A 17723-nucleotide genomic window follows, 5' to 3' on the forward strand; every position below is an offset into this window, starting at 1 on the left:
CTTCTTGCACCTCAGTGCCGAGGGTGGGCGACTGCGCTGAAGTCGAGGCTGGCGGGGTTGGCTGTGCCGACGTTGAGGCCGTCACGGGGAACCGGGCATCCGAGGCCACGGCGCCGGAAATGGGATACATTGAACTTATCTCACGGAAGCGCTTTCGTGCGCGGCATGCTCATCATTGTCGGTGGCACGGCACGTGTATTTTCATTGTCACAGACGCTGCACTGTCTACACTTGCATAAATCGCTCTTTTGCCATTGTGCAAATGCGGCGATGTGCCAGACGTAGCGCAGTCGAGCTGGCGCAAATTCGACCCCTTTCCCCAGGCGGAGCGGCATTGGCTCAGTCGGCTGGACTCAGGGTTTGGAAGTCGCTCGTCAGAAATCGCTCGGTTCGCTGATGCAGCCTCCATCGCAGGGCGTGCCTGTCGAGATCAAAAGAGGGCATGAGACAGCGCTTTCAAGAAACGCTATCGTGCATCTTTCGCGCCAGTGAGTCTTGATCCAGCAGACTCAATCCCAACTCGGTCAACTCACCTTCCAGCGTTACGTATTTACATACCGAATAGATGCTCAGACTGCGCTCTTGCGCCCAATCTGACCGGTCAAACGGACCGCCGCGAGCCCGCTCGTCACGCAGCGCCAGCAAGTCTTGCGGCTCCACGCGCCTCATCACAGACCCGAAGCGCCGTGGGGCGGTGGGTGCCACGCTCCCAAGCCCCATAGCCTGCGAGGCGCTTTGCTCCCGAAGTGTTTTGACATGCCTTCGTACTGTGCTATGAGGCACTGAGTATCTGTCGCCAAACGCTCTTGCATTAAACGGGCGCACACTGTGCACCTCGAACTTCAGCGTCGGCCAGTAGTCAGGTGCCAATCGTACATTGGGCCCGCGAGCTTTCCTCTTGACCTTGTCCACGCCTCTCGTCTTCGGCTTGACGCCAGTATTTCCCCCGACGAGCTGAGTCAACCGGTTCCGTGCTTCCGCTGTCAGTGCATTGTCGACCACATACAAGCCTAACGTCTCGCGGGGCACGCCGAGCGCTTGCGCAAGCGCTGCAGTGTCAAGTGCCTGGCCGATAGTCTGGGCTGCCTCGACGGCCGCCTGAATAGCCAGCAGCGTTTCGTCGGCAATCACCTTGACCGGGATTTTTGTCGGAGGAGGCGGTAATCCAGTGCGATACCAACTGTCTGCGCGTTGGGGGGCCGCACGCTTTTGTCCAGTGCGGGCGTCGAGGAGGGGCGGTTGTCGGAATGAACCTGACGGCCTGCTGGTCAACGCTGCGGTATCGGTAGGCGTCGTTGACATGCCCGGATACCTCGTTAGCAGGTTCGGCGTTTCGGAGAAGGGGGGCCATTGGTTCGAACTCGAGGGCGGGCCGACCAACGCGCCGACATTGGCCTGCTGCGCCGGCGCGGCGTCGAGGAGTGTCAACATCCCATCGAGCACCAGCGCTGATGTCGGTTGTGGACGGGCCGAACTCGATGGCCGGTCGGCCAATGCGTCGACGCGGGTATGGGATTCCTGAGAGACGGGCCACCGACCCTCGAATCCCGAGGCCTGCCCAGCGACTGTCGGTGTCCTGCTGGAGACCAGGAGTTGGTTCATTCTCAACGAAAAACGGGGCCATCTGCCGGCCTGACGTACTTCGCGCACGTTGGCGCCAAGTGCGTTTGGCAGCGTTGAAGTTGACGTAGTCGATTGGGCGGACGTCGACGTTGTCACAAGGGGGTGGGAGCGCGGGGCCCCAGCGCCGGAAACGGGACACATGGATTTTCCTCGCGGAAGCTTTTTCGAGCGCGGCGCGCCCGTCATTGTCGATGGCGCACCGTGGGTAATTCATTGTTGCAGAGGCTGCGTCATCAGCCTTTGCATAAATCGCTCATGCGGCACGGTGCAATGGCGGGCGCGGTGAGCATTACTCGTTCTTTCGATATGGCTCGGGGATTACGAACACCTCGTCGGCCCGGGCATAGCCACCGTCCTTGACCTCTTCGATCAGAACCATGGTGTGCGGGCGAGCGTGCTCCGAGAAATACTCCACCAGCATTGCGGTCGTCCGATAGACGATCTCTTCTTTCTGAGTACGGCTAAGTGCAGCCTCGGGAACCTTGAAATTGACAAATGGCATGATCTTCACGCTTTCCGGCTGATTAGCGCGATGAATTCGTCACCATCGTCGCCAGCGACAATCCGGCAGCTCGACGCGGAATGAACATGAAAACCTATCTCGCGCTGCAGCACGTGCTGGTGTCTTCGGAAGGAGAACGACACGGCATCGTGGATCAGGCGCTGGCGCAGCAGGGCAAGAAGCGCACGCTGGCGTTGACGCTGCCGCAGATGTTTGCCGCACCGGCCGTCGTGGCATGCACGAGCATGACGGCCACGGTCCTGAAGCGGGTGGCACTCCGTTCCCCGGCTGGCCGGCGATTGGCGCTGTTCCCGCCGCCTGTCGCGCTGCCGGAAATCGTATTTGACCTGATCTGGCATCGCCGAAGCGATAACCACCCGGCACAGCAGTGGTTGAGGGCACTGATCGAGTCGACGGCGACATCGCTGTGACCTTCCGCACAGCGTGTTGCGACGGACCTTTCTCGAACCCGGGACGGTTGGATTCGCCTTTCCGCGAAGCCGTGCGAGCGCAGGTTTATGCCCGTGGACCGGGTGATTTCATGCCAATCGTCACTTTCTCTTGGCGGGTTCGAAGAACGTTACGGAATATCTCGGGGGCGAGTTCTCCGGGCCGCACAGTTGCCCGGGGAAGAGGACTCTCGACATATCTCCGGCCAACCGCAATGCGAGAAAGGTGGGCGTGATGCAGCGTCCCTTGTCGCGGACGTCGCCGGAAGTCCATTGGAGATTGCTTACATAACTTTGGCCCGGGGCCGCGGCGAGCGGCGGCACTACAGGGCCGGGGTGCATGCCCGGGTTCGAATGCATCGCTGTCTGCAACCGATTCAGTTGCCTATCCTCAAACTCGATCTCCGGTCGACGCGGCAGGGCGCAGGGTTGAGACGCCGTGTTTCTTACCGTCAACCGTACGCCGGCATGCGACATCCTATTCGGATCGCCATTGCCGTCAATGCGCATGGCGATTTGATTTGACGTGCACGGGGAAAGCGAAAACGCGTTGAGAGGCTCTTGTGCCTGGCTGATCTGAGCGAAACCGAGGGAGCCAAAAAACAGCGAAAGGAGGAACCGGCAGTGGGTATGTTTCATTGTTGAAATCTCTCCGGAAGGGACGTGACCAAATTATTGAATCAAGTTGGCTGGTACGACTTTTCACAGACGGGACTCATGCAATCCAACCGCGCTCCAAAGCTGGACTGGCACATCGACACTCTTATTCCAAATTCGCTGGCACTACTTTACTTATTCGCGGGAATTTTTGCTGGTATTTAGAAATACTCCGCGCACTATTTTGATGCGATCGGCCAGATGCTGCCTGTTCGTGCTCCACGACCCTGGGGTTTCGGGGGGCTCGTTTCGGTACCGCAAGGGCGAAGCCCCAGTCCCCCTGCATTTCCGGGGCTGAACTATTAGCTTAGATAGGTTTCCGCGGTTCCATACTCGGCTAGACTCGATTTTGCGCAGAGAAAGCACGCCGCTCATGCCGATATGAAAGCGAAGCGATTGTTTCGGCTGACTATCTCGCGGCGATAGGTTCTTCGTTCATGGGGAAGCGCTGATTAACGTACTGTTGATTCGGTTGGAGGATTGGTTTTTGCGAGACTATTAGGATAACTAACCGAATAGGAAAATAAATTCTGGCGAGAGGGCGTATTACCTTGGTAATGCGACGATCACCGCAGCAATCATGACCAAAATCGATGTGCCCACGGCGCTCGCACATCTGGCTGTTGCCTTCTAGCACTACATGAGCGCCATCCGCACAAAGCCCTGAAATACCGTTCTTCGCGGGAGTTTCGGCGCGGTGCGGCAACACGAAATTATCATTGTTCGGGTGTCCTCGGATACGGGGGCAACTCCAACGAAGGAGTTCATCGTGGCTTTTAGTACAAAAGACGCTGACGTCTTTATCCGAATTTTGATCGACGACCTCATTATTGCCTCCGGGACAACCAATGGCGTCTACATAATCCCTAATGCCACGATGAACGTGTCGCGTGGCGACAAAATTTGTTGGCTTGTTGAAATGTTGAACCCGAAATCGTCGGGTTACGCAACGATCAACGAAATTGGAAATGCCGGTGCCTGGGGTACCACCGGGCAACCCGAAATGGCGACTGATATCACTGACGGTACCGCCTACGTCGGAATAGCGGAAGCGGCCGGAACGTTTTATTACAACACGTCGCTTGACATTGTCTCAAGCACCGGTGAAACCGTCACGGCGAAGTTCGCCCCTGCGGTCGTAGTGGCGTAAGTACCATTTTCCCAAGGTATTAAAGGAATTGAGAGAGATATCATGGCCACAATAACGAAAGTGGTGAATTTGTCCGAGCGGCAAGTGCTGCAGACAGTATCGACGTCTCAAACAGAGGCGAAAAATCGGATTAAAGCTGTTCCGAACCAAAAAGATGCACTGGTGAGGCAGGAAGCAGCCTACGGCATCAATAATCCTCAAACGGTAATACGTATCATGGTCGACACGGCTTACGTAGCGACCGTTGGCGGCGGCCTAATCAATGCTGGCGTATACATGTATGACAATCGTGCCGATAACGGCAGTTCTGCCGAAGGCGGGGATGAGCTGAGCACGGCGGTCAAGCCACTGGATTTCATCGGTTTCTATATTGACCCTGTTAACCCTAATCGTGGGGATCAGGTAGCCATCATGGGAATTTCGGTATCGAGCGGCGATGTGTTTGGCAGCGGCGGCTACCCTCGGCAGGTGGCCTATGACTATTGGGTTGGCCAGGCGATGAACGCTTCTAACTCCACCTATCAGATCCATGCCTCCTTGACGACCAATGGCCTTACGCAGCAGCAAATCTTCTTCAGTTGGGACCCCTTTATTGTCGTGCGATAAAGCAGTGCCGCGGTGTATAGATCGAACACACCAGCATGATGGCCGTGTCACCTTGCGGCCGAGACCCTTAGACCACTCTGAGTAATGCCCCCGCTCTGCCGGGGAATACCTACTGGGAGCGACCATGACTTCTTCAAACGAAAAGCAGTTGCCCGCATGCTTGTCGTTGCAGCGTCTTTCCCTGTCTAGCAAAAATAGGCCAAACCAATCAGGGGCGACAGGAAGCGAGCTTTTCGGCGTTCCAGGCGGGGCTTCTACCAGCTACCCCGATTACTTTAAACCGCAGGAACATGATATGTGGTGTTGGGTAGCCGTGACTTCCTCTTTGCGGAACTACTATTATCCAGAGGAGAACGGGAAATGGACCCAGGAAGCTATTGTTTGTCACATGTTTAACCTCCCTCAAGGCACTTGTTCGGTCCCAAATTATGCTCGTAATAAAAATATATGCAATAAATCGGGTAGCGCACGTGATGCGTTAATTGCATTAAGTATGTATGTAAGGGGTGCGATAGGAAGCGGGATGCCCAGTATACGATCACTTGAGAATGAGTTAATTCTAAATTGTCCATTTGTTGTTTATCTGGTTCCTAAAAAACCTCGGCCAAATGGTCATTTTGTGGTTATCAGTGCGATAGCTAATGCTGCTGCCAATGCGATGTGGTTTGTGTGTGATCCGTGGACCGTGGCGACTCAATGGGTATCTGTTAATAATTTTCCGACCCAATATAAGGATGATCGTGGTGTAAAGTGGCAATCTACCTATTACACATCTAAATTAGGTTTTAATCGATGAAGCGCATGCCTGAAACTCCATCTCGAAAGAGGTAACTTCTATGGCAATCGTATTTGGTAGTGCGTCCCCTAATGCTGAAGAAACGATCAGCGAGTTCCTGAATGGTTTTGTCGAAGGTGGCTTGCTGGATAAGATGCCGGCAGCAGCTCGGTTCGATCCTGATGATGTGTCCATAACGGATGGTTTACCGATGTACTACCTGGATGGCGATGAGCTTGACTCCGGCCAGCCCTTGGCGAACGCTACCGCAGGTGGATGGCGCTACTTGCTGATTTCCGGTGGAACAGCCATCAACGATGTTTGTCTGGACACGGGTGACGATGGACAGATTCAAGTTGTTTCAAGCAGCGTCGACACTCCTATGACCCAATCGACCGTGACCGCGCTGCAGATCGCGGAAGCGGACGAGCGCATCCATGCAAAGGACTATCAAGCACGGCAGCTTTATTACGTCGACGAGTTTTATTTCGTCGCCTTGTGGTTGCATGGCACGGATGATGACTTGATCATTCCTCTGGCTCCTTCGAGCGTGTCGGAGTCGACGTCGGAGCCGATCGAACTCCACAAGATCTATGCTGCATCGGATATCTTGGCTTGGCTGAAGACGAGGGCAGACTCGACAGACTGATATGACAATCGTACCGATAATGGCATTTCTTCCGAAGGCGGGGAAGAACTGGTCACGGCAGCGCGATGTATAGATCGAACGCACCAGCATGATGGCCGATTCACCTTACGGCCGATACCCTTAAACCACTCTGAGTAATGCCCCAGGCTCTGCCGGGGAATACCTACTGGGAGCGACCATGACTTCTTCAAACGAAAAGCAGTTGCCCGCATGCTTGTCGTTGCAACGCCTTTCCCTGTCTAGTAAAAATAGGCCAAACCATTCAGGGGCGACCGGAAGTGAGCTTATCGGTGTTCCAGGCGGGGCTACTACCAGCTACCCCGATTACTTTAAACCGCAGGAACATGATACGTGGTGTTGGGTGGCCGTGACTTCGTCCTTGCGGAACTACTATTATCCAGAGGATAATGGAAAATGGACTCAGGCGGCTATGGTCAGCCATATGTATAACCTAGCTCCTGGTACCTGTTCAGACGCCAATTATGCTCGCAATAGAAAAATATGCGATAAAGGGGGTAGTACGCTTTCCGCATTACATGCCTTTGGTCTGTTCGTGAGAAGTGTGAAGGGGATGCCCGCCATACGATCGCTTGAGAATGAATTAATTCTGAATAGTCCCTTTGTCGTTCGCCTCCTTCCCAAAAAGCCTCGTCCAGGTGGCCATGCTGTAGTTATTGCTGCGATAGCTAATGTTGCTGCTAATGCGATGTGGCTTGTATGTGATCCGTGGACCGTCGCGATTCAATGGGTGCCTGTTAGTAATTTCCCGACCCAATATAAGGATGCTCGTGGGTCAGTGTGGGCGAACACTTACTACACGGGAAAAGTAGGTGCGTGATGTGCATGCCTGAACACCCCTCTCGAAAGAGGTAACTGCTATGGCAATCGTGTTCAGTAGTGCGTCTCCCAATACTGTAGACACGATCAGCGAGTTCCTGAATGGTCTTATCGAAGGTTTTTTTCGTCGCCTTGTGGTTGCATGGCACGGATGATGACTTGATCATTCCTCTGGCCCCTTCGAGCGCGTCGGAGTCGAAGTCGGAGTCGGAGCCGATTGAACTCCACAAACTCTATGCTGCCGCGGATATCTTCGCTTGGCTGAGGACAGAGTCAAGTTCAATGAACTGATATTTCGATTCCCTCCCGCTTCACGACTCCACGACACCGCCGGCAATCGCAGCCCTTGTCGGCTCAGTGGGAGCAGAGCTGTGATTTGCGACAGTACGACGAAGCACCGGGATTGCGCCGGAGCAAGTGCCGGCAGCGACGTGCTCCATCGTCTCGGCGGATCGATACAGCCCGGGATGGCCTGAAAATATGCAGCGATAATACGCACGGCTATTGCCGTGTGCATCGCGGCTTCATTGGTCACGGCCAATCACCGTTAATTCCAAACGGCAGTCGACCCTCGAAACTGTTGGGTATGCCGGTATTGGATACCACATCTATCGAAACGAATTGGTAGTTCCCACCCAATCTCCCAGCCTGCATGTTCACATGCATCTCTAGTCTCCCGACAACACGTCGATTACCGCTGTTCGGCGGCGAAGACCGTTTTTTGAAATCCGCCGCCTTGTGTCTTTGAGAGAATTTAACCGTCAACGTGAAGGCGCGTTGGACGCGGGTTCGAATTCCGCCACCTCCACCCGATTACCCGAGCTCGGGGGCGCCTGTCCCGCCTTCGCGGCGTAGCTTGCCGGAGCCCCCTGGGCCGATGGTGAGAACGTGGAGCGAGTGTCGTCCTGAAGCGGCGTTGGCAACTCGCTACACAGAGCCCGCACTCAAGTTGGGGGGATATATGTTGAACGCCCTGCGAGCCATCCTGACCTGGGATTTTTGGTTTGACCTGCCCGTGTCCACGAGTTGCTCTCATTGTGGAGAGCGTAACAGCGCGCTTCTCAGTGAATTGTCCGAGAGCGCGCCTGAGCGATGGTCATGCGGGCATTGCGGCAATGAGTACGCCGTTTCGCAGCAGGAGCTCAACGTTGCAGTCGCTACGGCGTGCTCTGGGCACTTTGGATACTAGCAACCCAGAGGGGCGCGCGTCCGATCCTAAGCGTGCTGAACATGTAGCTGCAGCCCATCTGTAACCCCGGTCGTTTGACGCCGAACCGCTCCTTCTGCATTTCCCTCTGCGTATTCGACCATCCGCACGAGGCCCATTTCAAATATGAAAACGGACTTGTCCCTACAGTCTGAGAGCGCTTCCTCGATCCGCCCCCTATTAACCGCCGCGCAGCAAGAAGCCTCCAGGCAGCAACCCGGGGGCAGCGGCACTGACATACCTCCAGATTTCCCTGGCTCCGAGGAACTGCCCATCCCGGTTGATCCCTCTATCCAAAACGAGGTGGCTCAGCAGGTGATCTTTACGGTGGGGAGTTCTTCTGATGCTACACAGCATAATGCCGAGCAGGCGGCGGCGCGCATCAATGTTGCGCTTAACAACGCTGAAATACCGCACATTCCGACCAACCAGCCTGGCGCGGAATCGCATCGCTTCGTCAACCAAATCGATTACGTCGAGCACCAGGCCAGGAAGAACGGCCTGGATCTTGCAGGAACCACGGAACTGGTTCTGAGTGCAATCACGAAGAAGCGCGATGCGCCGATCAATGCGCGCGCCTTCGCCGAGCGCCAAGCCAGAATCCTGCAGTCCAAGGGTGTGGACACGCCGGAGAAGCTGTGTGCAATGCTTCGCGAGGCCAAGAAACTCGACTTGATCGCCGCGGGGTGTCATGGGCTTGCCGGTAGCGCCGGATTCAACGGGATGAGCGCCTTTCTCAATTTAACGGGGCGCGATGTCATCGCCGATTGGATTGGTATGGGCGACAAGCCGACGCTCGGAGAAATGGCTGCGATGGGGGGCATTGCCGGGGTGCCGCTCGGTGTTTCCGATGTGGTGGTCGACCCGGCTTTGGAAAGGACGTTCCACGATGCCTATTACACGCGTCCGCCTGCCGAGAGTCTTCCGGAGTGGGTCAATGAAGCCAGAGCGTCCAAGACGCTCACCACGGCGCAGTTGGGGCACTTGATGGGCACACTGTTCGTGGGCACGTATGGCGCCCGAAACCTGCTGCGTTTTGCCACCTCGGGCCTGGCCGCCGCGTCGGGAGCCCCATTGGCACTCGTTGGAACGATCGACGATTACTTCGATCCGGTTGGAGGCTGTTTCGCGGGCATGGGTTTCAGAGTGCTTCGTCACATCCTCGACGAGAAGCGAGGCGAAAGCGGCGTTCCCTATCTTCTTGCGCGAACCGACCTGGCAGATTGCATTGACGCACTCAACTCGTCGAACGCAGCAAAGGCGGCGAGTATGGGGATTCGCGCCGCGAAGCACTTGGGCAACAGCGTCACCAGATTGCCTGAGGGATTGTTCAAGAGCGTAACAACGCTGGAAGGCATTGCTTCTCAGATGATTCTCGCGGCAGGATTTGCCAGCGTATTCGTCGCCAGGACCGCGGCCGGTGAGGCCTCCCACGGAAATCTGGTGGCCGAGGAGGGGGCCAAGTACGCGGCGCTGATGGCGCTTTACTACGGCTATGGCCAGGGTATGGCGGCAGCCCATATGCACGATCCGAACAGCAAGAACGTGCTTGGCGCGAAGGCCAGCGAAGGAATCGATTCCGGCATGCAGTACATGGCGGATCGGCTGGGCATGGTCTTGCGGCGCAGAAGCAACGCTGCGCACGCCAGCCATGATGAAGATCCGGGCCAGGAGGACGAGGTATAGCCTCCAAGGCCGGTCGTCCCGATAGCGCCGAGTGTCTCGAGGCGACAAGGGGGCGAGTCAGATCGAGTCAGATCGAGTCAGATCGATTCGGGCAGGCATTCGGGACAGGTCCCGATGGCTGCGGTTGCCGCGGCCGGAGAGCCCACGCTTGCTAGCCTCAGTCACGATGGCCCGCGCCGAATATCGCGAGTACGGAGTGCGAAAGCGCACCCTGCTGGTCGTCCGGGTCGTAGGTGAAAACGCTCCCGGCCGGCTGGGTGAGGTCCACGTACAGGATCGGCATGAAGTGGCCCGTCGTGTTCATGTAGTCGTTCTGAATATACTGCGCACCCGGCTTGGCGCCGGCGCTCGGATAGTAGAGGGCTTGCAGCGGTATCTGCATCGGGATGTCCTGCGGCCAGGGCGCGATGATGATCTCGTCGTGGCTTGCGGTGAAGGTCTGGCGCAGTGCCGCGAAGGTCTCGAACTGGGCTACGGTCGGCGCGAGTCCACATGCGTCCCCGGGGGCATAGCGGTAGCTGGTGAGCCATTGCTCGGCCGTGTCGATGCCGCGCGCGTCGCACAGGCGATAGTCCGAACCCGTGTTGCAGCTATCGGACCGGTAGCCTCCGCAGGCCGTACAGGCGTTCGTGGGGAAGGCGCAGCGCCATTGCAGGGGGTGTGCCGTGGGCGCCTGCAATTCGCGCATGATGACGCCGGGTCCAAGGCCGGCTGTCGTGCGCATGTTCATATCGCTGCGGGCGTATGAAAACGACACGCCGTTGCGTGCCTGCGAGTTCGGACTGGGGTTCCACGAATGGAAGGCTGTGCCGTAGCCGCTGTCGCGGATGAGTATGCCGCTGCAAGCGTAGCCAGGGGTGTTGCCGGGGCACGTCATGCGCAGATCGACAAAGCGCGCGTCGAGATCCTTGACGACCTTGTAGCCCCAGTCGAGCTGGTCCCGTTCGTCGAAGCCGAAGGCGGAGGCGCCCTTGTCGGCCAGGAGGGTTCTGAGGATGGGCACCCATTGCCGGGTCGCATCGTAATACTGTTTTTGATACTGCAGCGCCTGGGTCAGTTGGCCGCCGTGGCCGACGTCGTAGAAGATGGCCTGTATCGGGATCGTTACCGGAGCATTCACGTTCCACGTGTTCACACCGACTTCGTTCGGGTCCGACGGACAATCGGCGCATGCGGGCAATGTCGAAGCCAGCGGCGGGCAGCCGCAGCGCAGTTCATAGGGCCGGCCGTCGCCGGCGGCGCTCGGGACGTCGGCAAGCACGAAGCCCACCGGCGAGGGCAGGTCGGGCTGCGGCATGTCGCGTCGCGCGTAGCTCAGGCGAGCAATGCCAGTGGTCGTCTCGTCGCTGCCGAGCCGCCAGAAATCGCCGGCGCCGGCAGCGACGGCGCGCAGGAGAACCCCCGAGCATGCGTAGGCCGGCTTGTCGACGAAGCAGCGAGACGGCGTGGACTGGTAACGTTGATTGACGAGATGGCTGACGTCCGTTCCGGAAAGCGCGTGAGCGGGGACGCCAAGAGCGACGAGCGACAGGGCCGCGGCGGCGCGGAACCAATTCTTTAACCGCATTTATATTGGCCTCCTGTTGTTTTCCTGCTGTTACCGTGCGCGCCTTGCCCGTGGAAATCGTGGCAGGCACCTCGCAAGTCGCGCCGCTTTCGCGGTCATCGAGGGGGAGCGCGGCGGGCGGCATTCGCCGCTCCGGCCTGCCGCGCCCCGCTGCGCGCTAGCTGATGAGGCCGCGCGACGCAGCCGTCGCCACGTAGGTCAGGGCCCCATTCTCGTTGATGATCGTCGGCACCTTCGAGTTGTCGCCGCCGCCCGCCAGCACGCCCCAGGTGACGATGCCGCCGCCGTCCAGAAGTGCCACGAAGGACTCGCTGCTGGCATACAGCGCTCGCACGTTCTGCAGCTTCGCCGCGACCGCAGCGGTGTTGCCGCCCACCGTTTGGTCGCCCCAGGCCACCACCTGGCCGTTCTTGCGCAAGGCGGCAAAGGCGCGGCCGGTGCCGCACACCTGCACGATGTCGTTGCACAGGGCGACCGCGTCCGGCACGGTTCCGCCTTGCGCGCCGTTGCCCCAGGCCACCACCGTTCCGTTGGCGCGCCGTGCCGCGAAAGCGCCCCAGGTGGCGGTCACCTCTGCAATATCGCTCAGGCTGGCGATGTCTGCGGGCAGTGTGCCGCCATTCGCGGGAAGGCCCCATGCGAGCACTTGCCTGCCTTCGGTGAGCACGGCGAAGGCGCGCGCCGAGGCGCTGGCCAGTTCCGCGATGTCGGAGCGGGCCGCGATCCCGGTGGGCACCGCGCCGCCATCGGAGGCTTGTCCCCAGCCCACCACCGTCTTGTTGGCGCGCAAGGCGCAGAACGCCGTGTAATTGCCACGCACGTCGACGATGTCGGTCATCTGGCCGATGTCAGTCGGCACGAGGCCCCCAAAGTTGGCGTTGCCCCATGCCACGACGCTCCCTGTTTTCCGTATCGAGGCGAAGGCGAAGCCGGCCATGTGGAGCGTGGTGAGGTCGCTGAGTCCTGCCACGGCGTCCGTCACCTTGCCTCCATTGGTGGCGTCGCCCCATGCCACCGCTTGGCCCGTGGTGCGCAGCACGGCGAATGCCGAGGCGTTGCCGGAGATGCGCATCGCATCGGTCATGACGAAGCCGTCGGGCAGTGCCGGGGTGCCCCATGCGGCAATCCTTCCATCCTTGCGCCGCACGGCAAAGCCCTTTTGCGAGGAGCTTGCCTCGACCACGTCGTTGTACGTGATGGTCGTCGGCGGTTCGTTGCCGCCGAAGTCGGCCACGCCCCAGGCGATCACGTTGCCGTGATTGAGGTGGGCGGCCAGGGCCGACGCGCCGGGCGTGGCGGCGTCCGAGCCGGAGCCGACGATATTGGCCCAGTTGAGCGTGACCGAATCGTCCTGTGTCTGCACCGTGAGCGGCACCCAGGGGCGCGTGTCCTTGAACGACGTCCCCACGACCGAGGTCCGCTGGTCCACGTAGCTCCATTGCGCGCTTACCGGCGCCAGCGTCGTCTTGTCGAACGCGCTCAGGTATTGCGAGGTGCTGGTGCCGCGATAGACGCTCCGGTTGTTGCGCGCCCCCATTACCAGCAACTTGCCCTTGTCCGGCACGGCAACGACGTCGTAGATGGACGGTGGGGAGGTTTCATCCGGCGTGCTGCTGGCGCGCTGGACCGTGTAGCCGAGCGTGACGGACTGGCCGACGTCCGCCTGCACGGTCTTGAGGGGTATCAGCAGGGTGATGTCGCCGCCGGACTCCTGGTCGGTGACGGTGTGGGGCACGGCGATCGTGCCGTCGGCCGTGTTTGCGCCTTGCCAGTTCAGCGTGATCAGGTCGCCCGTGAGGAAACTGCCCGAGGCGGGCAGTCGTACCGTGGCGCTGTTGGCGCAGTCCGCCGGATCGAGCTTGTCCTGTTTGGCCTCGTCGATCGTCGGCGCCGGCAGCGTCCCCTGATGGATGAGCAGCGTCAAAGGGGTGCCCTGCGCGAAGGTCTTGCCGCCGCGCACGATGTCGTAGGAGACCGTCACCTTGGACTCGCGGCCCGCGATGATCGACTGGAACGGCACCTGGAAGCCGATCGATTTGCCGATATCCGACGGCAAGACGATGAAACTGTTGTCCCAGTTGCCCAGTGAATTCTCGCAGGCCCATGTCAACCGGACGGTGTCGCCCACCTTCATCTGCTCGTTGGGCGGCACGTACACGAAGGCGCCGTCGGAAGGCGAGATGTTGCGCGGATCGAGCACGTCGTTGACCAGTTCGGGAATGGACGCGGGCGCCACCTGCGCCGTCTTGCGCTCGACTTTCAGGGTGAGGACGTTCGACAGGAACGGCAGGGGGGGCAGGATATCGGCCTCATAGGAGAGCGTGGCCGTCTTGCCGATGAACGGGACGATATTGTCGTAAGGGATCGTGACCGGGTAGGGATTGGTCAGGTAGCGTTCGCTGATGTCGAACGGCCACTCCGCGCCCCCGTTGGACGGCCCCCCACACCAAACGACCCTGCCGGTGACGCCGTTGGCCAGGGTGGCGTTGGGGCCGATCAGCGCCTTCGCCCCGCCGGGGTTGACCAGATCGGGATTGAGGATGCCGTCGAAGGCTTCCTGCACCGTCGGCGGCGGCATCAGGTTCGGATCCTCGGCGTTGCCGATCAGCAGTGTAAGCGGTTCGGAGGAATAGACCGCATCGCCGCGCTTGACGTTGTAAGTGATCTTCACGCTTTTGTCGAGCCAGTTCTCGACATACTCGGCCGGCACCAGGATCGCGACTTCGCGCACCGCGCGGATGGTGATCTCGTCGTCGTAGTAGCCGGGGTCGCCGGCGGTGCCCCAGTACATGTAGATCTGGTCCTTCGCCGCCATGCCGTCGTAGATGGGGATTCTGACGTGCACGTCGCCGTGTGCGAGCGCGTCGCTAAGGTGTCCGTCCGGTGCTTCGTCCACGCGGGGCGCCTTGAGCATGGTCGGTTCGCCGATGTGCAGGGCGAGCTGGGGCGAGTCCGCGTTCGTGCCATCGGCGAATTCGACTGTGTAGTAGACCTTCACGTCTTTATCGAGCGCTTTGACGACGTTGGCTTTCGGTACGGTGAACGTCTGGGGCTTGCCGACCGAATTCTTGGTGATGTCGATCTCCGGCGATGTGTACTCGCCGGGGCCGCCTTTGTCGAAGTAGCACAGGAGGTAGTCGCCCTGAGCCATGCCCGGATAGGCCGCAATGGTGAATTCCACGCCCTTCGCCGGCAGTGCATCCGGGATGAGATAGCCGCTGGCGGCCTCGGCGCATGCTGGGGCGGGCAGCAGAACGGGCGCCGCGGCAGGTACGGTGCCGGGCGCCGAGCCACCTGGCACCGCGCCTGCCGGGGCGCGCCGCACCCCGCGCTCCGCATCGGGATCGGCGGCGGAGCCGCTCGACGGTACCAGGGTTACATATTTGGTGTCCATGGTGATGTCCTCGAAATACCCCGGGGGCGGGCGTGCCCCGCGTGCTCGCACAGCCATCATCACGCCATACGCCGTGAGCATGCACAACTGGCAACGTTAATAGTTATCGGGACGCGCGACGCAGGTACATAATGCGGACTCCTCGCGATAGGGGGGCGAGGGAAGTGCGTCATGAAACCGAGTCAGTGCCAGGGGGGCGACGTGCGGCGCGGCCGCGCTTGCGGAGGGCGTTGGGGAGATTGCCAAATGGCGATGAAATCGGGGGCGCGCGTCAATGCTGGGGACGGTCGCCCGTCTGTCGCGGGCTTTGAGCGATGCTGGCGCCGTCACCGGTTGGCCGCGCCATGATCCGGTCCAGGAGTGCTTCCTCCCCCCGCTTGCGCAGGAACTCTCGAGTGAGCGCTTCGTAGACCGCCAACTGCCGTGTCTTCATGAGACCGACCCCGACCTGTGCCTGCGTCTCGGGATCGTCCGGCAACCCAAGGCTGGCAAGCCGCGCCGTCACTTCGCGGTCGTAATCGGGGAGCATGTCCCGTAATTTCTGACGCGCGCGCTCTGTTCCCTCACGATCCAGCCGGGCCAGCACTTGCTGCCAGGGCTCCCATTCGACCAGGAAATAATGGGGGAACTCCGCCTGCTCGCGAGCAAGCACTTCCTGCTCGGCGTTCTCCAGATCCTGTGCGGTTACCCCCGAAACATTGAAGTAGCGCATGTTCGCGATGTCAGTGGGTAATTTCAATCGTTCGCGCAATTGCACCTGATAGGCCAGATAGACTTCGATTTCGTCGAGCGCCGATAACGCCCGAGCCTTCTTGCGAGCAATTTTCTCCAGGGCATCCAGACGGAATGCGCCGCGTCCGCGCTCGACGATCTCGTCCAGCCTGGTGTCATACTCGCCACGACCGATGGCGTGGGCATCGCTGAGTTTCGTCAGGTTGTTATACGTCAGTGCGATCCGATCCTCGCAGGACACGGTGGCCCCTCGGGCGGTCTGGAAGACCAACTGACGAAGCTCCTCGTCCCGGACGAGCCTGGATAACCACTTGGCGACAGCCATCTTGAAGTCGACGTTGTTGTTGACAGCGTAGCTTTTCAAACGATCCAGAAAACGGGAAAACTCGGCGGCGTGCGCTTCCTCGTCATGCATCTGCCATTGATGCACCTGTGCTTGTTCGTCGTTGCTGAACCAGTCTCTAACCGACTCGTGTAGAGGGCGTGCTGCTTCGGTGACCATGCCGGAAGCCCCCATGGAGAAGTGGATCCGAGGCCCGCTATACCGTGGTGCGGAGGTGGCGGCAAGCAATTGTTGCAGGAAGGCGGGCGACAACCGGTTGCCTTCAACGGATATCTCACTGTCGCGCGCCAAGTTCAAAATGCTTGGCGGCAGTCGGGACAGCCGGTTGCCGTCGACTTCGAGCACTGTGAGGCTCGCGGGCAAGGGGGGCAGCTCGGTCAACTGGTTGCGATATGCCCAGAGCGACGTGAGGCTCGCCGGCAGCACAGGCAACCGGCTGAGCCGGTTGTCATACGCACTGAGCCACACGAGGCCTGGCGGCAAGGGCGGCAATTCGGTCAGTTGATTAACGCTCACGCTAAGTACGTTGAGGTTTGCTGGCAATGGGGGCAGCCCGGCCAGCCGGTTATTGGCTGCGTCGAGCGACACGAGGTCCGCAGGCAATTCCGGCAGGTGAGTCAGCCGATTGTGGACTGCGTCAAGCTCGATGAGACTCCTGGGCAAGGGCGGCAGTTGGGTCAGCTGGTTGCGGGTTGCACCAAGCGAGCGGATACCCTCGGGCAGGGGAGGCAGGTCGGTCAACTGGTTATATCTAGCGTCAAGCGTGATCAGGCCGGCAGGTAATTCCGGCAAGCTGCTCAACTCCAGGTCACTCAAGTCGAGTTTGCCATCCGTCATGTGGAGAATCCTGTCCTTCACGATCGCGCGGCCTTTGTCGTTCGGTGGCGCGATGGCCACCCATGCGCACAGGGCAGACCGGTAGAGTTCCTCGACGCCGCGGCCTTGTCCCTCCAGCTGTTCGGTCGTGCTCTCGTTCAGTGCACTCAGTAACGGCCCCGCTTCCAGGCGAGTGTTCAGCGTGGCGAGCACGTCGCTGGCGAGCTGAACATGCACTGACGAGGGAGTGGAGGACTGGCTGCCGGGTGCATTTTCCAGGCAAAGGCTTGCGAGAGCGTCAGCCAACGCCTCGGCGTCGACACTTTCACGACGCGAGCGCGCCAGATGCTGCGTCAGATCCCGGCGCACCGACGCCATGTCGGCACCGTCTGTCCAGCCGGACTGGCGAGCCGTCCAGGCGAGCGCGGCCAATAACGCGGCGCAACGCCGCTCATGACCCGGCTCCTCACACTGGCCTGCATACTCAAGCACCCGCCCCTTTGCTTCATTGAATTGCCGGGACGAGCAGTGCGGCGAGTTCAACGGCTGAACTGGCGAGGCCAGCGAAGCTGGTTCGGTGGGCGTGATCGGCATCGTGGCTGGAATGGCAAGGAGGGCGGGCGTTGCTCGATAGGCGCATGTTGGACGTGGAATCGCATGCACGGCTATTAAAAAACGAGCATCGGAGCGAGGGCACGGGGGCACGGATATCGCCATGTCGTAAGCCTGC

At 59.7% G+C, this 17723-nt stretch carries 13 protein-coding genes and 1 pseudogene; 8 read left to right on the plus strand and 6 right to left on the minus strand.

Annotated features, from left to right (window positions below; all coding sequences use genetic code 11):
- Window positions 1–456 precede the first annotated feature (456 nt).
- Entirely contained in the window at window positions 457–1131 is a 675-nt protein-coding gene (locus RO07_RS07170; protein WP_039409330.1) for a hypothetical protein, read from the minus strand.
- A gap of 781 nt (window positions 1132–1912) precedes the next feature.
- Window positions 1913–2125: a tautomerase family protein gene (locus RO07_RS07175; RefSeq protein ID WP_039409333.1), complete on the minus strand. Its 213-nt coding sequence runs from the start codon at window positions 2123–2125 to the stop codon at window positions 1913–1915.
- Between the two features lie 86 nt (window positions 2126–2211).
- Between RO07_RS07175 and RO07_RS07180 the strand changes: the two genes are divergently transcribed.
- Entirely contained in the window at window positions 2212–2556 is a 345-nt protein-coding gene (locus RO07_RS07180) for a LysR substrate-binding domain-containing protein (protein ID WP_335645807.1), read from the plus strand.
- A 120-nt stretch (window positions 2557–2676) separates the two neighbouring features.
- On the opposite strand, the gene RO07_RS07185 is transcribed toward RO07_RS07180, so the two are convergent.
- Entirely contained in the window at window positions 2677–3213 is a 537-nt protein-coding gene (locus tag RO07_RS07185) for a DUF4232 domain-containing protein (RefSeq protein ID WP_039409336.1), read from the minus strand.
- 592 nt (window positions 3214–3805) lie between these two features.
- Between RO07_RS07185 and RO07_RS26520 the strand changes: the two are divergent.
- From RO07_RS26520 to RO07_RS07220, 7 genes and pseudogenes are all read left to right on the plus strand, one after another.
- A pseudogene (locus RO07_RS26520) lies at window positions 3806–3939 on the plus strand (IS3 family transposase); the annotation flags it as partial.
- A gap of 61 nt (window positions 3940–4000) precedes the next feature.
- A complete protein-coding gene (locus RO07_RS07190; protein ID WP_072636977.1) occupies window positions 4001–4381 on the plus strand; it encodes a hypothetical protein in 381 nt (126 codons plus the stop codon).
- Window positions 4382–4423: 42 nt separating this feature from the next.
- Window positions 4424–4987, plus strand: coding sequence for a hypothetical protein (locus tag RO07_RS07195; protein WP_218026543.1), 564 nt, complete (start codon window positions 4424–4426; stop codon window positions 4985–4987).
- A 124-nt stretch (window positions 4988–5111) separates the two neighbouring features.
- Window positions 5112–5783, plus strand: a complete 672-nt coding sequence (locus RO07_RS07200; protein ID WP_084072494.1) for a papain-like cysteine protease family protein — start codon at window positions 5112–5114, stop codon at window positions 5781–5783.
- A 40-nt stretch (window positions 5784–5823) separates the two neighbouring features.
- A complete protein-coding gene (locus RO07_RS07205; protein WP_039409342.1) occupies window positions 5824–6411 on the plus strand; it encodes a hypothetical protein in 588 nt (195 codons plus the stop codon).
- Between the two features lie 178 nt (window positions 6412–6589).
- Window positions 6590–7249: a papain-like cysteine protease family protein gene (locus RO07_RS07210; RefSeq protein WP_084072495.1), complete on the plus strand. Its 660-nt coding sequence runs from the start codon at window positions 6590–6592 to the stop codon at window positions 7247–7249.
- A gap of 1332 nt (window positions 7250–8581) precedes the next feature.
- Window positions 8582–10141, plus strand: a complete 1560-nt coding sequence (locus RO07_RS07220) for a hypothetical protein (RefSeq protein WP_039409348.1) — start codon at window positions 8582–8584, stop codon at window positions 10139–10141.
- Window positions 10142–10298: 157 nt separating this feature from the next.
- On the opposite strand, the gene RO07_RS07225 is transcribed toward RO07_RS07220, so the two are convergent.
- The 3 genes from RO07_RS07225 to RO07_RS07235 form a co-directional block, all read right to left on the minus strand.
- Entirely contained in the window at window positions 10299–11708 is a 1410-nt protein-coding gene (locus RO07_RS07225) for a hypothetical protein (protein WP_039409350.1), read from the minus strand.
- Window positions 11709–11865: 157 nt separating this feature from the next.
- A complete protein-coding gene (locus RO07_RS07230) occupies window positions 11866–15102 on the minus strand; it encodes an RCC1 domain-containing protein (protein ID WP_147284533.1) in 3237 nt (1078 codons plus the stop codon).
- Between the two features lie 271 nt (window positions 15103–15373).
- Window positions 15374–17587 carry an NEL-type E3 ubiquitin ligase domain-containing protein gene (locus RO07_RS07235; protein ID WP_160118060.1) on the minus strand — a complete coding sequence of 738 codons (2214 nt, stop codon included), beginning with the start codon at window positions 17585–17587 and terminating at the stop codon, window positions 15374–15376.
- Between the last annotated feature and the right edge of the window lie 136 nt (window positions 17588–17723).

Source organism: Pandoraea pulmonicola (assembly GCF_000815105.2).
Classification (GTDB): Bacteria; Pseudomonadota; Gammaproteobacteria; order Burkholderiales; family Burkholderiaceae; genus Pandoraea; species Pandoraea pulmonicola.

Bases quoted from the DNA above. Each gene is read 5' to 3' on its own strand.
- RO07_RS07175 (WP_039409333.1), bottom strand. From the start codon at position 2,125: ATGCCATTTGTCAATTTCAAGGTTCCCGAGGCTGCACTTAGCCGTACT.
- RO07_RS07180 (WP_335645807.1), top strand. From the start codon at position 2,212: ATGAAAACCTATCTCGCGCTGCAGCACGTGCTGGTGTCTTCGGAAGGA.
- RO07_RS07185 (WP_039409336.1), bottom strand. From the start codon at position 3,213: ATGAAACATACCCACTGCCGGTTCCTCCTTTCGCTGTTTTTTGGCTCC.
- RO07_RS07195 (WP_218026543.1), top strand. From the start codon at position 4,424: ATGGCCACAATAACGAAAGTGGTGAATTTGTCCGAGCGGCAAGTGCTG.
- RO07_RS07200 (WP_084072494.1), top strand. From the start codon at position 5,112: ATGACTTCTTCAAACGAAAAGCAGTTGCCCGCATGCTTGTCGTTGCAG.
- RO07_RS07205 (WP_039409342.1), top strand. From the start codon at position 5,824: ATGGCAATCGTATTTGGTAGTGCGTCCCCTAATGCTGAAGAAACGATC.
- RO07_RS07210 (WP_084072495.1), top strand. From the start codon at position 6,590: ATGACTTCTTCAAACGAAAAGCAGTTGCCCGCATGCTTGTCGTTGCAA.
- RO07_RS07220 (WP_039409348.1), top strand. From the start codon at position 8,582: ATGAAAACGGACTTGTCCCTACAGTCTGAGAGCGCTTCCTCGATCCGC.
- RO07_RS07225 (WP_039409350.1), bottom strand. From the start codon at position 11,708: ATGCGGTTAAAGAATTGGTTCCGCGCCGCCGCGGCCCTGTCGCTCGTC.
- RO07_RS07230 (WP_147284533.1), bottom strand. From the start codon at position 15,102: ATGGACACCAAATATGTAACCCTGGTACCGTCGAGCGGCTCCGCCGCC.
- RO07_RS07235 (WP_160118060.1), bottom strand. From the start codon at position 17,587: ATGCCGATCACGCCCACCGAACCAGCTTCGCTGGCCTCGCCAGTTCAG.